15 protein-coding genes are annotated in these 13,193 nt (G+C 65.8%); 6 read left to right on the top strand and 9 right to left on the bottom strand.

The genetic code is table 11. The annotated features are described in order from the left end of the window. Window positions 1-74 precede the first annotated feature (74 nt). The 3 genes from FDW81_RS02060 to FDW81_RS02050 form a co-directional block, all read right to left on the bottom strand. Window positions 75-947: a glycosyltransferase family A protein gene (locus FDW81_RS02060; protein ID WP_240719846.1), complete on the bottom strand. Its 873-nt coding sequence runs from the start codon at window positions 945-947 to the stop codon at window positions 75-77. Window positions 948-1,123: 176 nt separating this feature from the next. Continuing rightward, entirely contained in the window at window positions 1,124-1,495 is a 372-nt protein-coding gene (locus tag FDW81_RS02055) for a hypothetical protein (RefSeq protein WP_138132464.1), read from the bottom strand. A 49-nt stretch (window positions 1,496-1,544) separates the two neighbouring features. After that, window positions 1,545-2,444: an SDR family oxidoreductase gene (locus tag FDW81_RS02050; protein WP_138132463.1), complete on the bottom strand. Its 900-nt coding sequence runs from the start codon at window positions 2,442-2,444 to the stop codon at window positions 1,545-1,547. 210 nt (window positions 2,445-2,654) lie between these two features. On the opposite strand from FDW81_RS02050, the gene FDW81_RS02045 reads away from it, so the two are divergent. Both FDW81_RS02045 and FDW81_RS02040 read left to right on the top strand, forming a co-directional pair. Continuing rightward, on the top strand, window positions 2,655-3,176 hold the full coding sequence (locus FDW81_RS02045) for a DUF6328 family protein (protein WP_138132462.1): 522 nt from the start codon (window positions 2,655-2,657) through the stop codon (window positions 3,174-3,176). 43 nt (window positions 3,177-3,219) lie between these two features. Next, window positions 3,220-3,564, top strand: coding sequence for a LuxR family transcriptional regulator (locus FDW81_RS02040; protein ID WP_138132461.1), 345 nt, complete (start codon window positions 3,220-3,222; stop codon window positions 3,562-3,564). A gap of 4 nt (window positions 3,565-3,568) precedes the next feature. On the opposite strand, the gene FDW81_RS02035 is transcribed toward FDW81_RS02040, so the two are convergent. From FDW81_RS02035 to FDW81_RS02015, 5 genes are all read right to left on the bottom strand, one after another. After that, a complete protein-coding gene (locus FDW81_RS02035; RefSeq protein WP_138132460.1) occupies window positions 3,569-4,693 on the bottom strand; it encodes a glycerate kinase in 1,125 nt (374 codons plus the stop codon). A gap of 84 nt (window positions 4,694-4,777) precedes the next feature. Continuing rightward, window positions 4,778-5,587, bottom strand: coding sequence for an SDR family oxidoreductase (locus FDW81_RS02030; protein WP_138132459.1), 810 nt, complete (start codon window positions 5,585-5,587; stop codon window positions 4,778-4,780). Window positions 5,588-5,690: 103 nt separating this feature from the next. Beyond that, on the bottom strand, window positions 5,691-6,107 hold the full coding sequence (locus FDW81_RS02025) for a hypothetical protein (protein ID WP_138132458.1): 417 nt from the start codon (window positions 6,105-6,107) through the stop codon (window positions 5,691-5,693). A gap of 90 nt (window positions 6,108-6,197) precedes the next feature. After that, window positions 6,198-6,647 carry a hypothetical protein gene (locus tag FDW81_RS02020; protein WP_205754587.1) on the bottom strand — a complete coding sequence of 150 codons (450 nt, stop codon included), beginning with the start codon at window positions 6,645-6,647 and terminating at the stop codon, window positions 6,198-6,200. A gap of 134 nt (window positions 6,648-6,781) precedes the next feature. After that, window positions 6,782-7,567 carry a class I SAM-dependent methyltransferase gene (locus FDW81_RS02015; protein ID WP_138132629.1) on the bottom strand — a complete coding sequence of 262 codons (786 nt, stop codon included), beginning with the start codon at window positions 7,565-7,567 and terminating at the stop codon, window positions 6,782-6,784. Between the two features lie 215 nt (window positions 7,568-7,782). On the opposite strand from FDW81_RS02015, the gene FDW81_RS02010 reads away from it, so the two are divergent. From FDW81_RS02010 to FDW81_RS02000, 3 genes are all read left to right on the top strand, one after another. After that, window positions 7,783-9,429 carry an ATP-binding protein gene (locus FDW81_RS02010; RefSeq protein WP_370278689.1) on the top strand — a complete coding sequence of 549 codons (1,647 nt, stop codon included), beginning with the start codon at window positions 7,783-7,785 and terminating at the stop codon, window positions 9,427-9,429. Between the two features lie 17 nt (window positions 9,430-9,446). Further along, window positions 9,447-10,988 carry a bifunctional diguanylate cyclase/phosphodiesterase gene (locus tag FDW81_RS02005; RefSeq protein ID WP_138132456.1) on the top strand — a complete coding sequence of 514 codons (1,542 nt, stop codon included), beginning with the start codon at window positions 9,447-9,449 and terminating at the stop codon, window positions 10,986-10,988. Window positions 10,989-11,152: 164 nt separating this feature from the next. After that, window positions 11,153-12,247: an EAL domain-containing protein gene (locus FDW81_RS02000; protein ID WP_138132455.1), complete on the top strand. Its 1,095-nt coding sequence runs from the start codon at window positions 11,153-11,155 to the stop codon at window positions 12,245-12,247. A gap of 42 nt (window positions 12,248-12,289) precedes the next feature. Here the strand turns inward: FDW81_RS02000 and FDW81_RS01995 are convergent, their stop codons facing one another. Then, complete coding sequence (locus tag FDW81_RS01995; protein ID WP_138132454.1) at window positions 12,290-12,508, bottom strand: DUF6480 family protein; 219 nt, start codon at window positions 12,506-12,508, stop codon at window positions 12,290-12,292. Between the two features lie 139 nt (window positions 12,509-12,647). Between FDW81_RS01995 and FDW81_RS01990 the strand changes: the two genes are divergently transcribed. After that, window positions 12,648-13,130: a hypothetical protein gene (locus tag FDW81_RS01990; protein WP_138132453.1), complete on the top strand. Its 483-nt coding sequence runs from the start codon at window positions 12,648-12,650 to the stop codon at window positions 13,128-13,130. Window positions 13,131-13,193 lie beyond the last annotated feature (63 nt).

Raw genomic sequence — 13,193 nt, 5'->3', positions numbered from 1 at the left:
GCTGCGGCCTACTGCAAAACCTTGTATTTACAGAATACGTCCCGTGCGCCCTCCAAGGGAGGGGCAGTGCGGAATCAGCCCGCCTGCTCCCGGGTAAGCACGACGTCGTACGCCTCCACCCGCCGGTCCGTCACCGTGGTGGGCGCCTCGAGATGGACGGCTCCGGACGGCAGGATCCCAGCGCCGCCGAACCTTTCCATCACCTGCCACTGCGCCACGACGTCTTCTCCTGCATGGTTCGCCGGCAATCTGGACCAGAAGCTGAATCCGCCGGCGGCGTTGAGCGCGTCCCGCCGGTACATCGCGCAGCCGCCCAGCCAGGCCACCCGGTAGGGAACCCACTCGCCGGGCTGCAGGGACAGATCGGCGCCCAGGTGGCTGAGGTTAGCGGCACTGTGGAGAGGCCAGCGGTCAAACCCCGGCTCCCCGGGGCGAATGCGTTCGGGCGTAACAGGCCCGTCCCACGCCTCGAAGACCGCCGTCTGCTCCGGCCTCCTGTCATCCAGGTAGGACAGCCCCTGTGGTGCCATCCCCACGAATCCGCAGTCCAGCTTGTCCAGGGCGATGCTGAGCCGGTCCAGCGCTCCGGGTTCCAGCCAGACGTCGTCGTCCAGGAAGAGGCATTTCTCCGCGGTTGACTGCTCCAGCAGGAACTGGCGGTGTTCGGCCAGGCCACGCCGCGGCAGGTGGCGGAGAAGGCTGACCGGCCGGCCCTGGGCTTCGAGGATCCGCACCATGGCGGCAGCGGCAGGATGTTCCCAGCCTGGGGTGCCCGTTGACTGGTCGCTGATGACGACGGCGAAGGCCGGCTCAGTCTGTGCGGCAAGTCCCGCGAGGGTCACGGCGAGTTCTGCCGGACGGTTGCACGTGGGCAGCAGCACGTCCACGTCCACATCGTCCGGCACATGACTGCGGCGCGCCCATTGTTCTGATGATCTTGCGCTCACGCCCACCCTCCTGGCGCCTGCATCGGCATAGCTAGCGAATGTATTCGTCGTTCCCGTACCCACGTGGCCGGGATGTATGCCCGGCACGCCGAAGGCCTCCGCCCTGAAATCCTTAACGAATCGGGACGGAGGCCTTCTGGTGTGCCGTTCAGCAGGCACGCTGTCAGCGCACGTGCTCAGCCGGCGTCGAAGCTTTCGCCGCCGTCGTCGTTCGGTGACTTCTCCTCAGGGAGGTCGTTGCCGCTGCCGTCAGGAATCCCCGCAGCTTCCTGCCCTGGTTCAGAGGAGACCGGAGCAGATCCCCGGGAGTCGTCGTTGGACTCGTCGAGGTCGGCTTCCCCTGAGGGAAGGTCCACGTCCCGGGGCACAGGGTCCTCGCTGGTTCCCTGTTGCGGCTCGTTGGTTCCCACGCTGTCCGAGTCACCGCTTCCACCGGCCTGTGGGCTGTTTGCCAAACCCTGGACCCCGCCCAGTTCCTGTTCGGCGGTGGGAGTGCCGTAACCGCCCGGGTCCGTTTCCGGCTGTGCGTGCTGGTTTTCCTGCGTCATGGTTCCTCCTGTTGTGCGTTGGATGGAGCTGAACTGCGAAGGTGGCCTGTCAGAGCGCCTTGCCGCCGGTCACCGGCAGCACCGCCCCGGAGATGTAGGAGCCGTCCTCCGACGCCAGCAACACGTATGCTGCGGCCAGTTCGGCCGGCTGGCCCGCGCGCTCCAGCGGCGTGTCCTGGCCGAACTTCGGGAGTTTTTCGGGCCATTCGGTGGCGGGAATCAAGGGGGTCCAGATGGGCCCCGGAGCCACTGCGTTCACCCTGATCCCCTGGGGACCAAGTTCCTGGGCCAGTGCCTTGGTGAACGCCACCTGGGCGGCCTTGGTCATGGCGTAGTCGATCAGGCCCGGGGAGGGGCTGAAGGCCTGGACCGACGACGTGGTGATGATCGAGGCGCCTGGCTTGAGGTGCGGAACAGCGGCCCGCGCCGTCCAGAGCAGCGAGTACAGGTTCGTCTTGAAAACCCGGTCGAACTCTTCGGTGGGCAGGGTCTCCAGGCTTTCACGGTTCTTTTGGTATGCGGCGTTCAGCACCACGACGTCAAGCCGGCCGAACTCGGACACGGTTTCCTCGACGATACGCGTGCTGAATTCCTCCTCGCGCCCGTCCCCGGCGAACAGGAGGGCACGCTGGCCGGCCTTCCGGATCCAGTCGGCGGTGTCTTGGGCGTCCTCCTCTTCTTCCGGGAGGTAGGAGATGGCGACGTCGGCCCCCTCGCGTGCAAAGGCTATGGCTGCGGCCTTGCCGATGCCGGAGTCACCGCCGGTGATAAGCGCGGCCTTGCCCTGCAGCTTTCCGTGGCCCTCGTAGCTGAGTTCTCCATGGTCAGGCTTGGGTTCCATTGGCGCCGTGAGGCCGGGCTGCTTCTGTTCCTGTTCCGGGAACGGGCCCGAGTGGTAGCCGCCCCGCGGATCCTTTGGCTGGTCTGTTTGCTTCTGTGTGTCGCTCATAGTCCGCCTGCTCACTGTGTCGGTTTTTCGAAGAGCTCCGCCATGCACCGGCTCCTCGAAGCTATCCCGGCCGGAGGAACGAAGTCCACCGCCCAGTTCGAATAATCAGTAAACTTATCAAATGTTGGCTTTGGCGCAACGTCTGCCTTGCTTCTGGGTAGGGAAAGAGTAGAAAGAAACCCCCGGGGGGCGGCAGTGGAAGGAGATGCGATGTCCGAGGTGGAGGATTACACGGGCCGAACGGGCAGGAACGAAACCCGTGAGGAACAGCTGGACCGCAACTGGGCTGAGCTGCTTCAGGAGATGCGGGTCCTGCAGATGGGCGTGCAGATCCTGGCCGGCTTCCTGCTGACTCTGCCCTTCCAGGAGCGGTTTGAAGACCTGGATGAATTTCAGGTGAACCTCTACCTGACGAACGTCGTCATCGCCGCGCTGACCACTGCACTCATCCTCCTGCCGGTCAGCGTGCACCGGCGGCTGTTCCGCAAGCGACTCAAGGAAACACTGGTTTCCAGCGGAGACACCATCGCCAAGTTGACCCTTGCCGGCATCGCATTGCTGAGCGCGGGAACGGCAGCCCTGGTCTTTGACGTGACGGCCGGACGTTCGGCAGGGATCACCGCCGGCGGAGCGCTGATGGCAGTGATGGTTATCTTCCTGGTTTTCGTCCCCATCCACCTGAACAGGCGCGCTGCAGCAGAGGCGGCACCAGCCAATTTGAAACAGAAGTGACCCCGGTCAGTCCCGGGTCTGCTCCCAACGAAAGGAAAATTGTATGAGAAACATCCTGAGAAGTGCTTTCTTTGCCCTGCTGATCATCTCGGCGCCGGCACTGCCGCTGGGGGCGGCACACGCGTCGCCGGCCGGGGGTTCCGCAACGGCCGCTGTGCAGACGGGGTCGGGATCCTCCGGAGGGGCGTGGGCGATGACTGCTTCATCTCCCACGCCTTCTCCCGGGGATACCGCCTCCACGGGCCCGGCTAACCCGGGAACCGGCGAATCGGCACAGAATGAGTCCACCCGGCTCAACTTCGCCCCCTGGGTCATCGGCGGGATAGCTCTGGCAACGCTGATAGTGGTGCTGGTTTGGCGGCGCCGCCGCAACACCACCATCGTTTAGCTGCCTACGCGCCCTCAAGTACCTGGCTTGTTGCCCAGGCCAGGTACCTGGCGGCGTTGGCAAGGGCGTCCTGCGGGCTGGGTGCCACGTCCAGCAGCTGCGCGGCGGCCACTACACCATGTCCCGCGAGGTCCTCGGGCGTGACCAGGATGCGGCCGGCCACCACAATCACGGGAATTCCGCGCTCCCGGGCGGCGTCAGCCAGGGCGATGGGAGCTTTTCCGGCCAGGGACTGAGAGTCCATGGAGCCCTCACCGGTGATCACCAGGTCCGCCGTGCCGAGCTGCGCGGCCAAGCCGGTGAGCCCGGCCACCAGCGCGAAGCCGCCTTCCAGCGTGGCGCCGGTAAAGGCAAGGAACGAGGCCGGGAACCCGCCGGCGGCGCCGGCCCCCGGGACGTTCACGTCCCGGCCCGTGGCTTCGCGGAGAACGGACGCCCAGTTACGCAGCCCCGCGTCGAGCAATTCCACCGCGTCCGGGTCCGCGCCCTTCTGCGGGGAGAAGACATGCGCCGCGCCCGCCGGCCCATACAGGGGGTTGCGGACATCGACGGCGATGCGGAAGGTGGTCGCTGCAAGCCTGGGGTCCAGGGCGCTGGCGTCAAGCGCGACGACGTCGGCCAGTGAGCCGCCGCCGAGGGGCACCACGTTGCCGGCGGAGTCCAGCGGCTTCAGGCCCAGGGCGCGCAGGGCACCGCTGCCGCCGTCGGTCATCGCTGATCCGCCGAGTCCCAGCACTATCTCCGTGGCCCCGGCGTCCAGGGCAGCCGCGATCAGCTGTCCACAGCCATAGCTGTGTGCGCGGAGGGCGTTCTCCGGGGTAGGCTCCATGTCCGCAAGGCCGGAGGCCTGCGCCGTCTCGATGACGGCGGTGACCCTTCCGCCGTCATCCTTTCGCAGGGCCCATGCGGCTCCAAGGGGCGCCAGGATCGGTCCCACGACGGCGTTCAGCCGCTCCTCGTAACCGGCAGCCACTGCCGCTTCGAGCGTGCCTTCGCCGCCGTCGGCGATGGGGAACTGCGTGGCCACGGCGTCCGGGTACACCCGCAGCGCGCCTTCGGCGATGGCCGCAGCGGCCTCGGCTGCCGTCAGGGAACCCTTGAACTTGTCCGGAGCAATAAGAATGCGCATGCGACCATCATGCCAGCAGCCGCCTGGAAAGCGTTTGCTGAGTTCGTAATCCGGGCGGGAAGTGCGTCGAGTGCGGGATAGCCTCTAGCCCTCGCGCCACTCGTGGCTGGTGATGTGCGACCCTGCCTGCGGCCCCATTTGGAGCATGCCGCCGTCCACTGGCCAGGAGGCGCCGTTGACGTAGCTGGAGGCGGGCGAGGCGAGGAACGCGATCACGGCGGCAATTTCCCGGGCATCACCGGGCCTGCCGACCGGGACGCCAGGCCTGTCCTTGGACGTTGGATCCTCGTCCTCCTGCCCGGTCATGGGGGTGGCGATCTCGCCCGGGGCAACGGTATTGGCAGTAATCCCATATTGCGCAAGCTCGAGGGCCAGCGTCTTCATGAGTCCGCCGAGGCCGTGCTTGGAGGCGTCGTAGGCGGACGATCCCACCCGCGGCTGGAATTCATGCACGCTGGTAACCGCGATCAGCCGCCCGCCCTTGCCGGCCCGGACCATCCGGCGGGCGGCCGCCTGCAGGCACACGAAGGCCCCGTTGAGGTTGGTATCCAATGTTTCCGTCCAGCGGTCAATGTCCATGTCCAGGAACTTGGTGCTCTCGCCGGTGCCCGCGTTGTTGACGAAAACGTCCACGCCGCCCAGCTCGTCAGCCAGTTCTTCAATCACGCTGCCGGCGGAGCGGAGTTCGGTGGTGTCCAGCTGCCGCACCACGGCCTTGCGCCCCAGCCCGCGGATCTCCTCCGCCGTGCCTTCCGCCCCCGCCTTGTCCGAGTGCCAGGTGACGCCCACGTCCATCCCCGCCCGCGCGAGGGCCACGGCGGTGGCCTTGCCGATACCGGAGTCCGATGCGGTGACGATGGCGGTGCTGGGAGTGAATCCTGCGGTGTCCTGCATGGTGTCAACCTCTCCTTGAACTAGCGGGGCTCGATGGTGCGTACGGGTTGGTGGCCGGGCCGGTTATGGCTGCGCTGGTAATGCCGCGTCAGGACCGGACCTGTCACGCAGGGCGGCGGAGCTCAGGCGGCGGATAGCCGCCGTCCTGTGAAGGCTGCAGTTCGCTTGGCACGGCCCTCAGCGGGACGGCGAAGGTTACTACCTGTCGTCCATTCGGATCATCAGCCGACCTCACCGTCAGGCTTCTGGTTCCAGGCGGCACCGAGGGGGTGAACACCTGCAGGTTCCGGGATCCGAGGGTGGCGGAATCCCGAAATGAATACTCTGTGCCGAAGTGGTCCTGGAGGATGATGCGTGGTTCCGGACCGCCGCCGGATGCCAGGTGGATGTTCACCACCAGGCCGGTGGCCCAGATTTCAACTGACAGGACGGTGAACTCCGTGGACCGGGTGATGTGCCGCCCGTAGGTGGGTGGCAGCAGCATCTCGCGGAGGTCGCCGGAGGGGATGAGTTCGCGCATGGCACTTCCTGTATGTTCTGCGTCCGCCGTCGGTGAAGCGGCGCCGACGGGTGGGCCGGTGCTGGGCTGGGGCGGCTGGACGGTTGCGGCTTAGGCGTCTTCCCGGCCGGGGTTTTCGAGCCGGAAGAAGTTTGACTGTTGGCCGTCGCTGCGTTGTTCCTGGTAGATGAAGTTCAGCTGGCGGGCGTCGAAGGTTTCGAACCATTCCTCCCAGCTGATGTGGCGGAGCTTGTCGTCATCGCCCCCGAAGTCGATCCGCAGCACTCCAAGGTGGTCACCGTGCTCGGTGCCTTCCACCGTGGCCGGAACGCCGTCGCGCTCTTCGGCCCACTGCCGGATCACTTCGTGGTGCGTGGTGACCAGGCTGCGGCCCTCGCGCTCGGGTTCGTCCTCCGTTGAGGTGACCTCCTGTGAGTACTTAAGGGACTTGGATGACTCCGGCCCGGTCCGCACCTTGCCTTCGTCGGGTCCGGCGCCCAGGTCCTCTTCGTCCCGGTCCGCTTCAGCTCCGCGGCTCTTGTTGCCCTTGTCCTGCGCCATGGATGCCCGTCCTTTCCCCTGGGGCTCTAACTAGTAAGTCTACTTACCATGTAGCCTCCCGGTCGGGCTCCCTGTCAAGGGCTCGCCGGGCTTTCGGCGGCTTCCCGCAGGCGCGCACAGGCAGGGGCGGAGGATCAGGCCCGCGGGCGCAGCACCGCAAAGTACCCCGGCACCCGGCTTTGCCCGTCAATGCCCGTCAAGGGGTGCGTTTCTATGGCGACCTCACCGTCCACCAGGAGTTCCCAGGTTTCCGGCGGAAGAGCCCGCGAGCGCTCTTCCGGCCCGAAATGACCGGGCATGGGCAGCCCGCGGATGGCGCGCTCGAGCGGGGCGGGGATTTTCCGTGCGGTGGCACCAAGGTGGGAAACGTACTCCACCGGGTTGCCTTGGAAGTTGGTCTCGGCGAGGAAGACTGTGCCCCGGCTGCCGGTCAGCAGCCGCAGGTTCTCCACCAGAGCCGCCTGGTCGGCCGGGTCCAGGACATGGAGCACACCCCGGATGAAGACGTTCGCACCGCCCTCGCCGGCCAGCCCCTCCGCCGCGCCCGGCCGGGTCATGTCCCGGGCCTCGAAACGGATACAGCCCGCGCTCCCACCGGCCGGCGTGCCGTCCGCCGCAGCCTGGGCACTGGCATGGGCAACAGCGTTCGCGGAGACATCCACTCCGATGACCTCGGGAAAGACTTCCGCCAACGCCCTGGTGAAGCTGCCGTGTCCGCAGCCCACGTCCACCACGGGCAGCCCCGGGTCCAGGTACCGCACCAGCACGTCCTTGTAGCCAAGGAACTCATGGTCAGTGCCTGAGTCCCACAAAACTTCATCACCGGAGCCGGTTCCCCGGATCCCCGCCCAGTACCTGTCCCACGCCAGTGGCCGGTCCTTGGGGGCAGAACGGGCCAACCGTATGAGTTTGGGGATCATTAGGTACTTCGGCAGGGCGGAAAAGGCCGATTTTGCGGGGGAAGGCTTCGCTGGGGAGGGCACGGATCAAATATATGTGCCCGATCCAGCGGGAACTGGACGGCCGCCCTTTATTGCGGACGGCGTGCCTGCCTGCCACTTTCGTGAAGCCGACCACACTGTATCCCCCTAGAATGTAGTCAACTGGGAGGGAAGGGGGCATTGTGACAGCTGACATGCCTGGTGGCTTGTCCGTGCCCCGCACCGCCGTCGTGGCAGACCCCGACGGCGCACGGCTGGCAACAAACGCCCAGGCACTGCGGGATGCCGGCTACCGGGTGCTGTGTGCGGAAGATGCCGAGGCACTTGCTGCCGTGCTGGCAGCCTCGGAGCCTTCCGTCGTCGTAGTTGACACGTCCCTGTCCACCGTTGAAACCGCCGCGCCGTTACTGGTGGTGGTGGACCTCGACGACCCCACGGAGCTGGCAGCCATGCAGCCTTCCGGCATCCACGACTGCATCGCCAAGCCGCCGCCGCCCAGGGAACTCGTCCACCGTGCCAATGCCCTGATAGACATGGTGGCCCGCCGCAAGGCCGCCCGGCAGGAAACCGAGGCGCTCCGTGAGCAGCTGCGGCAGGTTTCGGCTGCGGTGCGGGCAACGAATGATCCGCAGGAAATAGCCCGGCACGTGGTGGCGGGCTTCGGCCGCACGTTCAAGGCGGATTATGTCTGGCTGGCGACCTTTGAGGATGACCGCGTTCCACGCATCAATGCATCCTGGAGCAGGCCCGGACTTAGGCCGCTTACTCCCGCTTCGCTGCCGGACGAGCAGCATGCCCGGCAGACGGCGGACCTGCTGTGGGCTGGGGCGGAGACGTCCTCATCCGCGGCAGCGGAAGAGTCGACGGCGGAGGAGCCGACCGCGGGACAGGCCCCTTCAGCCGGCATCGCGGACGCCGCCTCATCCCTGGCGGTGCCCATGGGCGAGGGGAACTCCTCGCTGGGCATCATCGTGATCGCGATGCTGGAGCAGCAGCGGAGCTGGACGGGCGCGGAACTGGGGCTTATGCAGCATGTGGCAGGCAATACCGCCTATGGCCTTATCCAAAGCCACCTGATTAGCAGCCAGCAGCAGGTGGTGAAACAGCTTCAGCAGTTGGACAAGGCCAAGACCGACTTCCTGGCCACCGTGAACCATGAGCTGAGGACTCCGCTCACGTCCATCATGGCCTACCTGGACATGATCCAGGAGAACACCGAGCAGCCGGTCTCCCCCGAGGTCCACCAGATGCTGGACATCGTGGTGCGCAACACAGAGCGGCTGCGGATCCTCATCGAGGACATGCTGAGTGTCTCGCGAAGCGGGCTGGATGACAGCCTGATGCATCTTACGCCGGTGCGGCTGGGGCAAACCCTGGACCTGGTGGCGGCAGCGCTACGGCCCCTGGCTACGCTGCAGAACGTTACGATCGCCGTGGACGCCGTCCCGGAGGACCCGGAGATTCTTGCCGACGAGGTGCAGCTGCAGCAGGTGTTCACCAACCTGGTATCCAACGCAATCAAATTCACCCCCAGCGGCGGCCGGATTGAGGTGGGCAGCGAGTCCCATGCCGCCGCCGACGGCACGCGATGGGCCACCGTCAGCGTGGCGGACACCGGAATCGGCATCTCGAGTGATGAAATCGACCACGTCTTTACCCGGTTCTACCGTGCCTCCAACGCCATGTCCGGAGCCATTCCGGGGACCGGCCTGGGGCTGGCAATCACCAAGGACATCGTGTCCCGCCACGGCGGCCGCATAGACGTCTCCTCCACGCTGGGTGCGGGGACCACCGTCAAAGTAAGCCTTCCCCTGGGCGCCGACCGCAGCCAGGAGAACTGAACGCATGCCGGAACCCGATGTTTGCGGATAACGACCCGCGGCTCTCCCAGCTCCTCGAAGGCATCGTCCGCCTGGCATCCGGAGACCTCAGCTCCCGGATCGAGGTGTCCCCGGCACGTGATGAACTGGACGCCATCATCATGGGCACCAACCTGCTGGCAGAGGACCTGCAGATTATCTACGAAGAGCTCGAGCAGCGGGTCCAGGTCCGGACCCAGCTCCTGCACGAAGCCCATCTGGAAATGCAGAAGATGGCCATGCAGGATCCACTGACGGGCCTGGCCAACCGGTCCGCCCTCCTCGAGGCATTGAAAGGTGCGCTTGACGCCGACGGCGGGTCCGGCGACAGCCCCGCCCTCCTGCTGATGGATCTGGATGCCTTCAAATCCATCAACGACAGCCTTGGCCACACAGCAGGGGACCACGTCCTGTCCATCGTGGGGCAGAAAATCCGCAGCGCAGTCCGTGCCTCCGACGTCGTGGCGCGCCTGGGCGGCGACGAGTTCGCGATCGTCCTGCCTGGCGCCTCATGTGATCAGGCCGGCATTGTGGCGCACCGCATCTTGGCAGCCCTGGCCGAGCCCATCGACGTGCCGGGACGCAGCGTCCGCTGCGGGGCCAGCATGGGGCTCAGTTGCGGCGGCGCGGGGAAGACCCCCGAGGACATGCTGATGGAGGCCGACGTCGCGATGTATGCCTCCAAGGCAGAAGGTCAAAACAGGCTGCACCGCTTCGAACCCGGGCTCCTGCTGGTGCGGAGGCTCCGCAGCCAGCTGGTGGAGGATCTGCGCGGTGCAATTCAATCCGGCGGCCTGATGCTCCATTACCAGCCGGTGGTGGAGCTTGGCACCGGCCGCATCGAAGGCGTGGAAGCCCTGGTCCGCTGGAACCACCCCAGCCGCGGCTTCATCATGCCGGATGAGTTCATTCCGCTCGCTGAAGAGGCCGGCCTGATTTCCGAGCTCGGAAACTGGGTACTCAGGACGGCCGTGCACCAGCTCCGGGACTGGCTTGATGCTTCCGTGGTGGACGGTAGCTTTTCAGTCAGGATCAATATCTCGGCCACAGACCTGCAGAGCCTTCAGTTCATCGAGGATGTCAGGGCTGTCCTGAAGGAGACGGGGGTGCGGCCGGAGCAGGTGGTTCTGGAACTGACCGAGGTGGCCATCGTGAAGGGCAACGAGCTGGACCGGTATTCATTGGGCGGGCTGCGCGGCCTGGGCGTGGGCATCGAGATCGACGACTTCGGCACCGGATACTCGTCCATCAGCTACCTGCGCAGGCTTCCCGTGGATCGGGTCAAGGTGGACCGGTCGCTGATCACGGGACTGGGAACAGATTCCAGCCACCCGGCACTGGTGGCAGCGGTCCTGCAACTCGTCAGGGCCTGCGGGCTGGAAGCGGTGTGGGAAGGGGTGGAAACTGCTGAGCAGGCCGAGATCCTTCGGGGCCTGGGCTGCCTCAGCGCGCAGGGTTACTTCTTCAGCAAGCCCGTTCCACCGGAGCAAATACCGGAACTGCTGGCTGCCAAACCGGAAAGCGCCAGAGAGCAGGAGTGAAACTACTGCGCTTTTGTATCCTGCGATATACGATCAACGTGCGGTGTCTGGTTTTCGTCGCCGCGAAAACAGGTTTCAGCAGCGACACCGGAATTTAAAGGCGTTTAGAAATTGAACAGCAATGGGCCATTGGGTCATTACTTCGTCAACTGGGGGCGTAGTTAATGTTGGTTCGAACACAGGCATGGGGAATAATCGCCGCTGTGCTGGCGGACGCGGATCCGTCCGGAGCGGCGGTCCGGCAGCGCCTGAGCAACAGGCTGGATGAAAATCCGGGTGTCCCGGAGCGGGCGTTGCTGGAATACCTGCTGGAAACCCGGCAAAGCGACGCCAATACGGTGGAAACGCTGGAAAGCGCCAGGCAGATGCGCCTCACCCCTGCAGCTCTTCCGCCCCAACTGGCCGAGCAAATCGACGCCATCCGCAGCGTGTCCCGCATCAGCGCGCTTCTTGAGAACAACATGCTCATGACGGCCTTCCAGCCCATCTACGGCCTGGAAGAAAAAACCGTGGTGGGAGTCGAGGCGTTGTCCCGGTTCGTCAGCGATGACGGCGCCGCCGCGGAGCTCTGGTTCGCCGAGGCAGCTGCGGTGGGGCTCCGTGCCAACCTTGAGTTTTCGGCATTGGGATCCGCCGCAGCGGCAGCGAAGCACCTCCCCACAAACCTGTTCGTCTCCCTGAACATCTCACCGGCGTCGTGTCTGGACCCGCGGCTGCCGGAACTGTTCGAGCACATCGAGCTTCCCATCAGCCGTGTTGTGCTCGAACTGACGGAGACGGTCAAGGACGAGGAATATGCGCAGTTCATTTCCGCCATCAACCCGTTGCGCGACAAAGGCCTGCGGATCGCCGTCGACGACACCCACTCAGGCGCCGGCGCACTGAGCCGCATGGTCCACCTGCGGCCGGACTTCCTGAAGGTGGGCAGGAACATCATTGGCGACGTGGACAATGACGGGATCCAGCGTGCCCTGGCGGCCTGCCTGGTGGACTTTGCCGAGCAGATCGGGACCACCCTGGTGGCAGAAGGCATAGAGACCGTGGGCGAGCTTAAAGTCCTCACCGAACTGGGGATCAGCGCCGGGCAGGGTTACCTGCTCGGCAGGCCCTCCGTCATGCCCAAGGACTGGACCAGCTGGGACACCCGGCTGGATGTGGACGGGCTCCAGCGGCATCTCGCGGGACCCGGGCAGGCCGGTACGGCCGCCCAGGCGGCAACCTCGCGCTCGGCCGCTCCGCACACGAACGACCAAAGCTGACGCGGTCGGTCCGCAGCAGTACGCCAGAGCCCGGCACTGGCGCTATTCGCTGTGGCCCTGGTCCCCGCTCATCTGGTCTTCAGCTGGCGGCGTTTCGCCGGGAGGTACTCCCCCGCCCGGCTCCAGCCCTGTGACGTTGCCTTCGGCAGGGTCCGGATTCGGCGAACTTGCAGACTCCTTGCCATCCGGCCTGCCGGCGGCTGGGTCCTTGCCCGGCTGGTCGGGGTTGGCCGGATCATTTTCCGGGTGGTAGCTGCTCATGGTGACTTCGTCCCTCCTGTCCGGCCGCGGTTCAACGCCCCGGCTCTGGACTAATTGTAAGCATGCTGATAATTCTGGAGGGTAATGTTCCGCGCGTCCGCTGGGGTGCCCGGAACACAATGTCGGAAGGAGCAGTCACATGGGTATCGGCGACAGCATCGGCAAGGCAGCAGAAAACGCCATGGAAGACCTGGCAGGGACATCCAAGCCCACAGAGAAGATGAATGTTCCTGACCCCACGGATCCCCATGACGACGTAGAGGTCCATTCCTCCCTCAGTGAGGGATCCAACGCCATGGAGGCAGAGAAGCAAAAGGCTCCGGGGCTCAAGACCGGCGCGGCCCCCGGCCCCGTTTCCGAAAACCCCTTTGGCGGGGATCAGGACGCCGATGAGGCTGACGGCGGCAGCGGCACGGAAGGCCGGGGCGCGGGAGAGGGCAGCGCCGGGCTGGACGACGACGGCGGCCTGGCCGGCAGCGCATCCGCCCCTTCCGGCGGGGCAGGGGCGGATCCGGGCGGGGTATCTGGCTCGGCCGGCCTGCCCGACAGCAACCCGGATGAACTGCGTGCGGACCCCACCGAGGGTGACCAGGACCCTTCCACCAGCACGGGCCGGGGCTAGGTGAACTGCTAGGAAGGGCAGGCCGGGAGAGGAACCGGCAGGGCAGGACCCCAACGAACAAGG

Source organism: Pseudarthrobacter sp. NamB4, from assembly GCF_005796185.1.
Lineage (GTDB): Bacteria > Actinomycetota > Actinomycetes > Actinomycetales > Micrococcaceae > Arthrobacter.
This window is presented reverse-complemented; position numbering and strand designations above follow the sequence as displayed.

What these genes read in the sequence shown, in the direction of transcription:
- FDW81_RS02055 (WP_138132464.1), bottom strand. Translation starts at nt 1,495, where the DNA reads ATGACGCAGGAAAACCAGCACGCACAGCCGGAAACGGACCCGGGCGGT.
- FDW81_RS02050 (WP_138132463.1), bottom strand. Translation starts at nt 2,444, where the DNA reads ATGAGCGACACACAGAAGCAAACAGACCAGCCAAAGGATCCGCGGGGC.
- FDW81_RS02045 (WP_138132462.1), top strand. Translation starts at nt 2,655, where the DNA reads ATGTCCGAGGTGGAGGATTACACGGGCCGAACGGGCAGGAACGAAACC.
- FDW81_RS02040 (WP_138132461.1), top strand. Translation starts at nt 3,220, where the DNA reads ATGAGAAACATCCTGAGAAGTGCTTTCTTTGCCCTGCTGATCATCTCG.
- FDW81_RS02035 (WP_138132460.1), bottom strand. Translation starts at nt 4,693, where the DNA reads ATGCGCATTCTTATTGCTCCGGACAAGTTCAAGGGTTCCCTGACGGCA.
- FDW81_RS02030 (WP_138132459.1), bottom strand. Translation starts at nt 5,587, where the DNA reads ATGCAGGACACCGCAGGATTCACTCCCAGCACCGCCATCGTCACCGCA.
- FDW81_RS02025 (WP_138132458.1), bottom strand. Translation starts at nt 6,107, where the DNA reads ATGCGCGAACTCATCCCCTCCGGCGACCTCCGCGAGATGCTGCTGCCA.
- FDW81_RS02020 (WP_205754587.1), bottom strand. Translation starts at nt 6,647, where the DNA reads ATGGCGCAGGACAAGGGCAACAAGAGCCGCGGAGCTGAAGCGGACCGG.
- FDW81_RS02015 (WP_138132629.1), bottom strand. Translation starts at nt 7,567, where the DNA reads ATGATCCCCAAACTCATACGGTTGGCCCGTTCTGCCCCCAAGGACCGG.
- FDW81_RS02010 (WP_370278689.1), top strand. Translation starts at nt 7,783, where the DNA reads ATGCCTGGTGGCTTGTCCGTGCCCCGCACCGCCGTCGTGGCAGACCCC.
- FDW81_RS02005 (WP_138132456.1), top strand. Translation starts at nt 9,447, where the DNA reads ATGTTTGCGGATAACGACCCGCGGCTCTCCCAGCTCCTCGAAGGCATC.
- FDW81_RS02000 (WP_138132455.1), top strand. Translation starts at nt 11,153, where the DNA reads ATGTTGGTTCGAACACAGGCATGGGGAATAATCGCCGCTGTGCTGGCG.
- FDW81_RS01995 (WP_138132454.1), bottom strand. Translation starts at nt 12,508, where the DNA reads ATGAGCAGCTACCACCCGGAAAATGATCCGGCCAACCCCGACCAGCCG.
- FDW81_RS01990 (WP_138132453.1), top strand. Translation starts at nt 12,648, where the DNA reads ATGGGTATCGGCGACAGCATCGGCAAGGCAGCAGAAAACGCCATGGAA.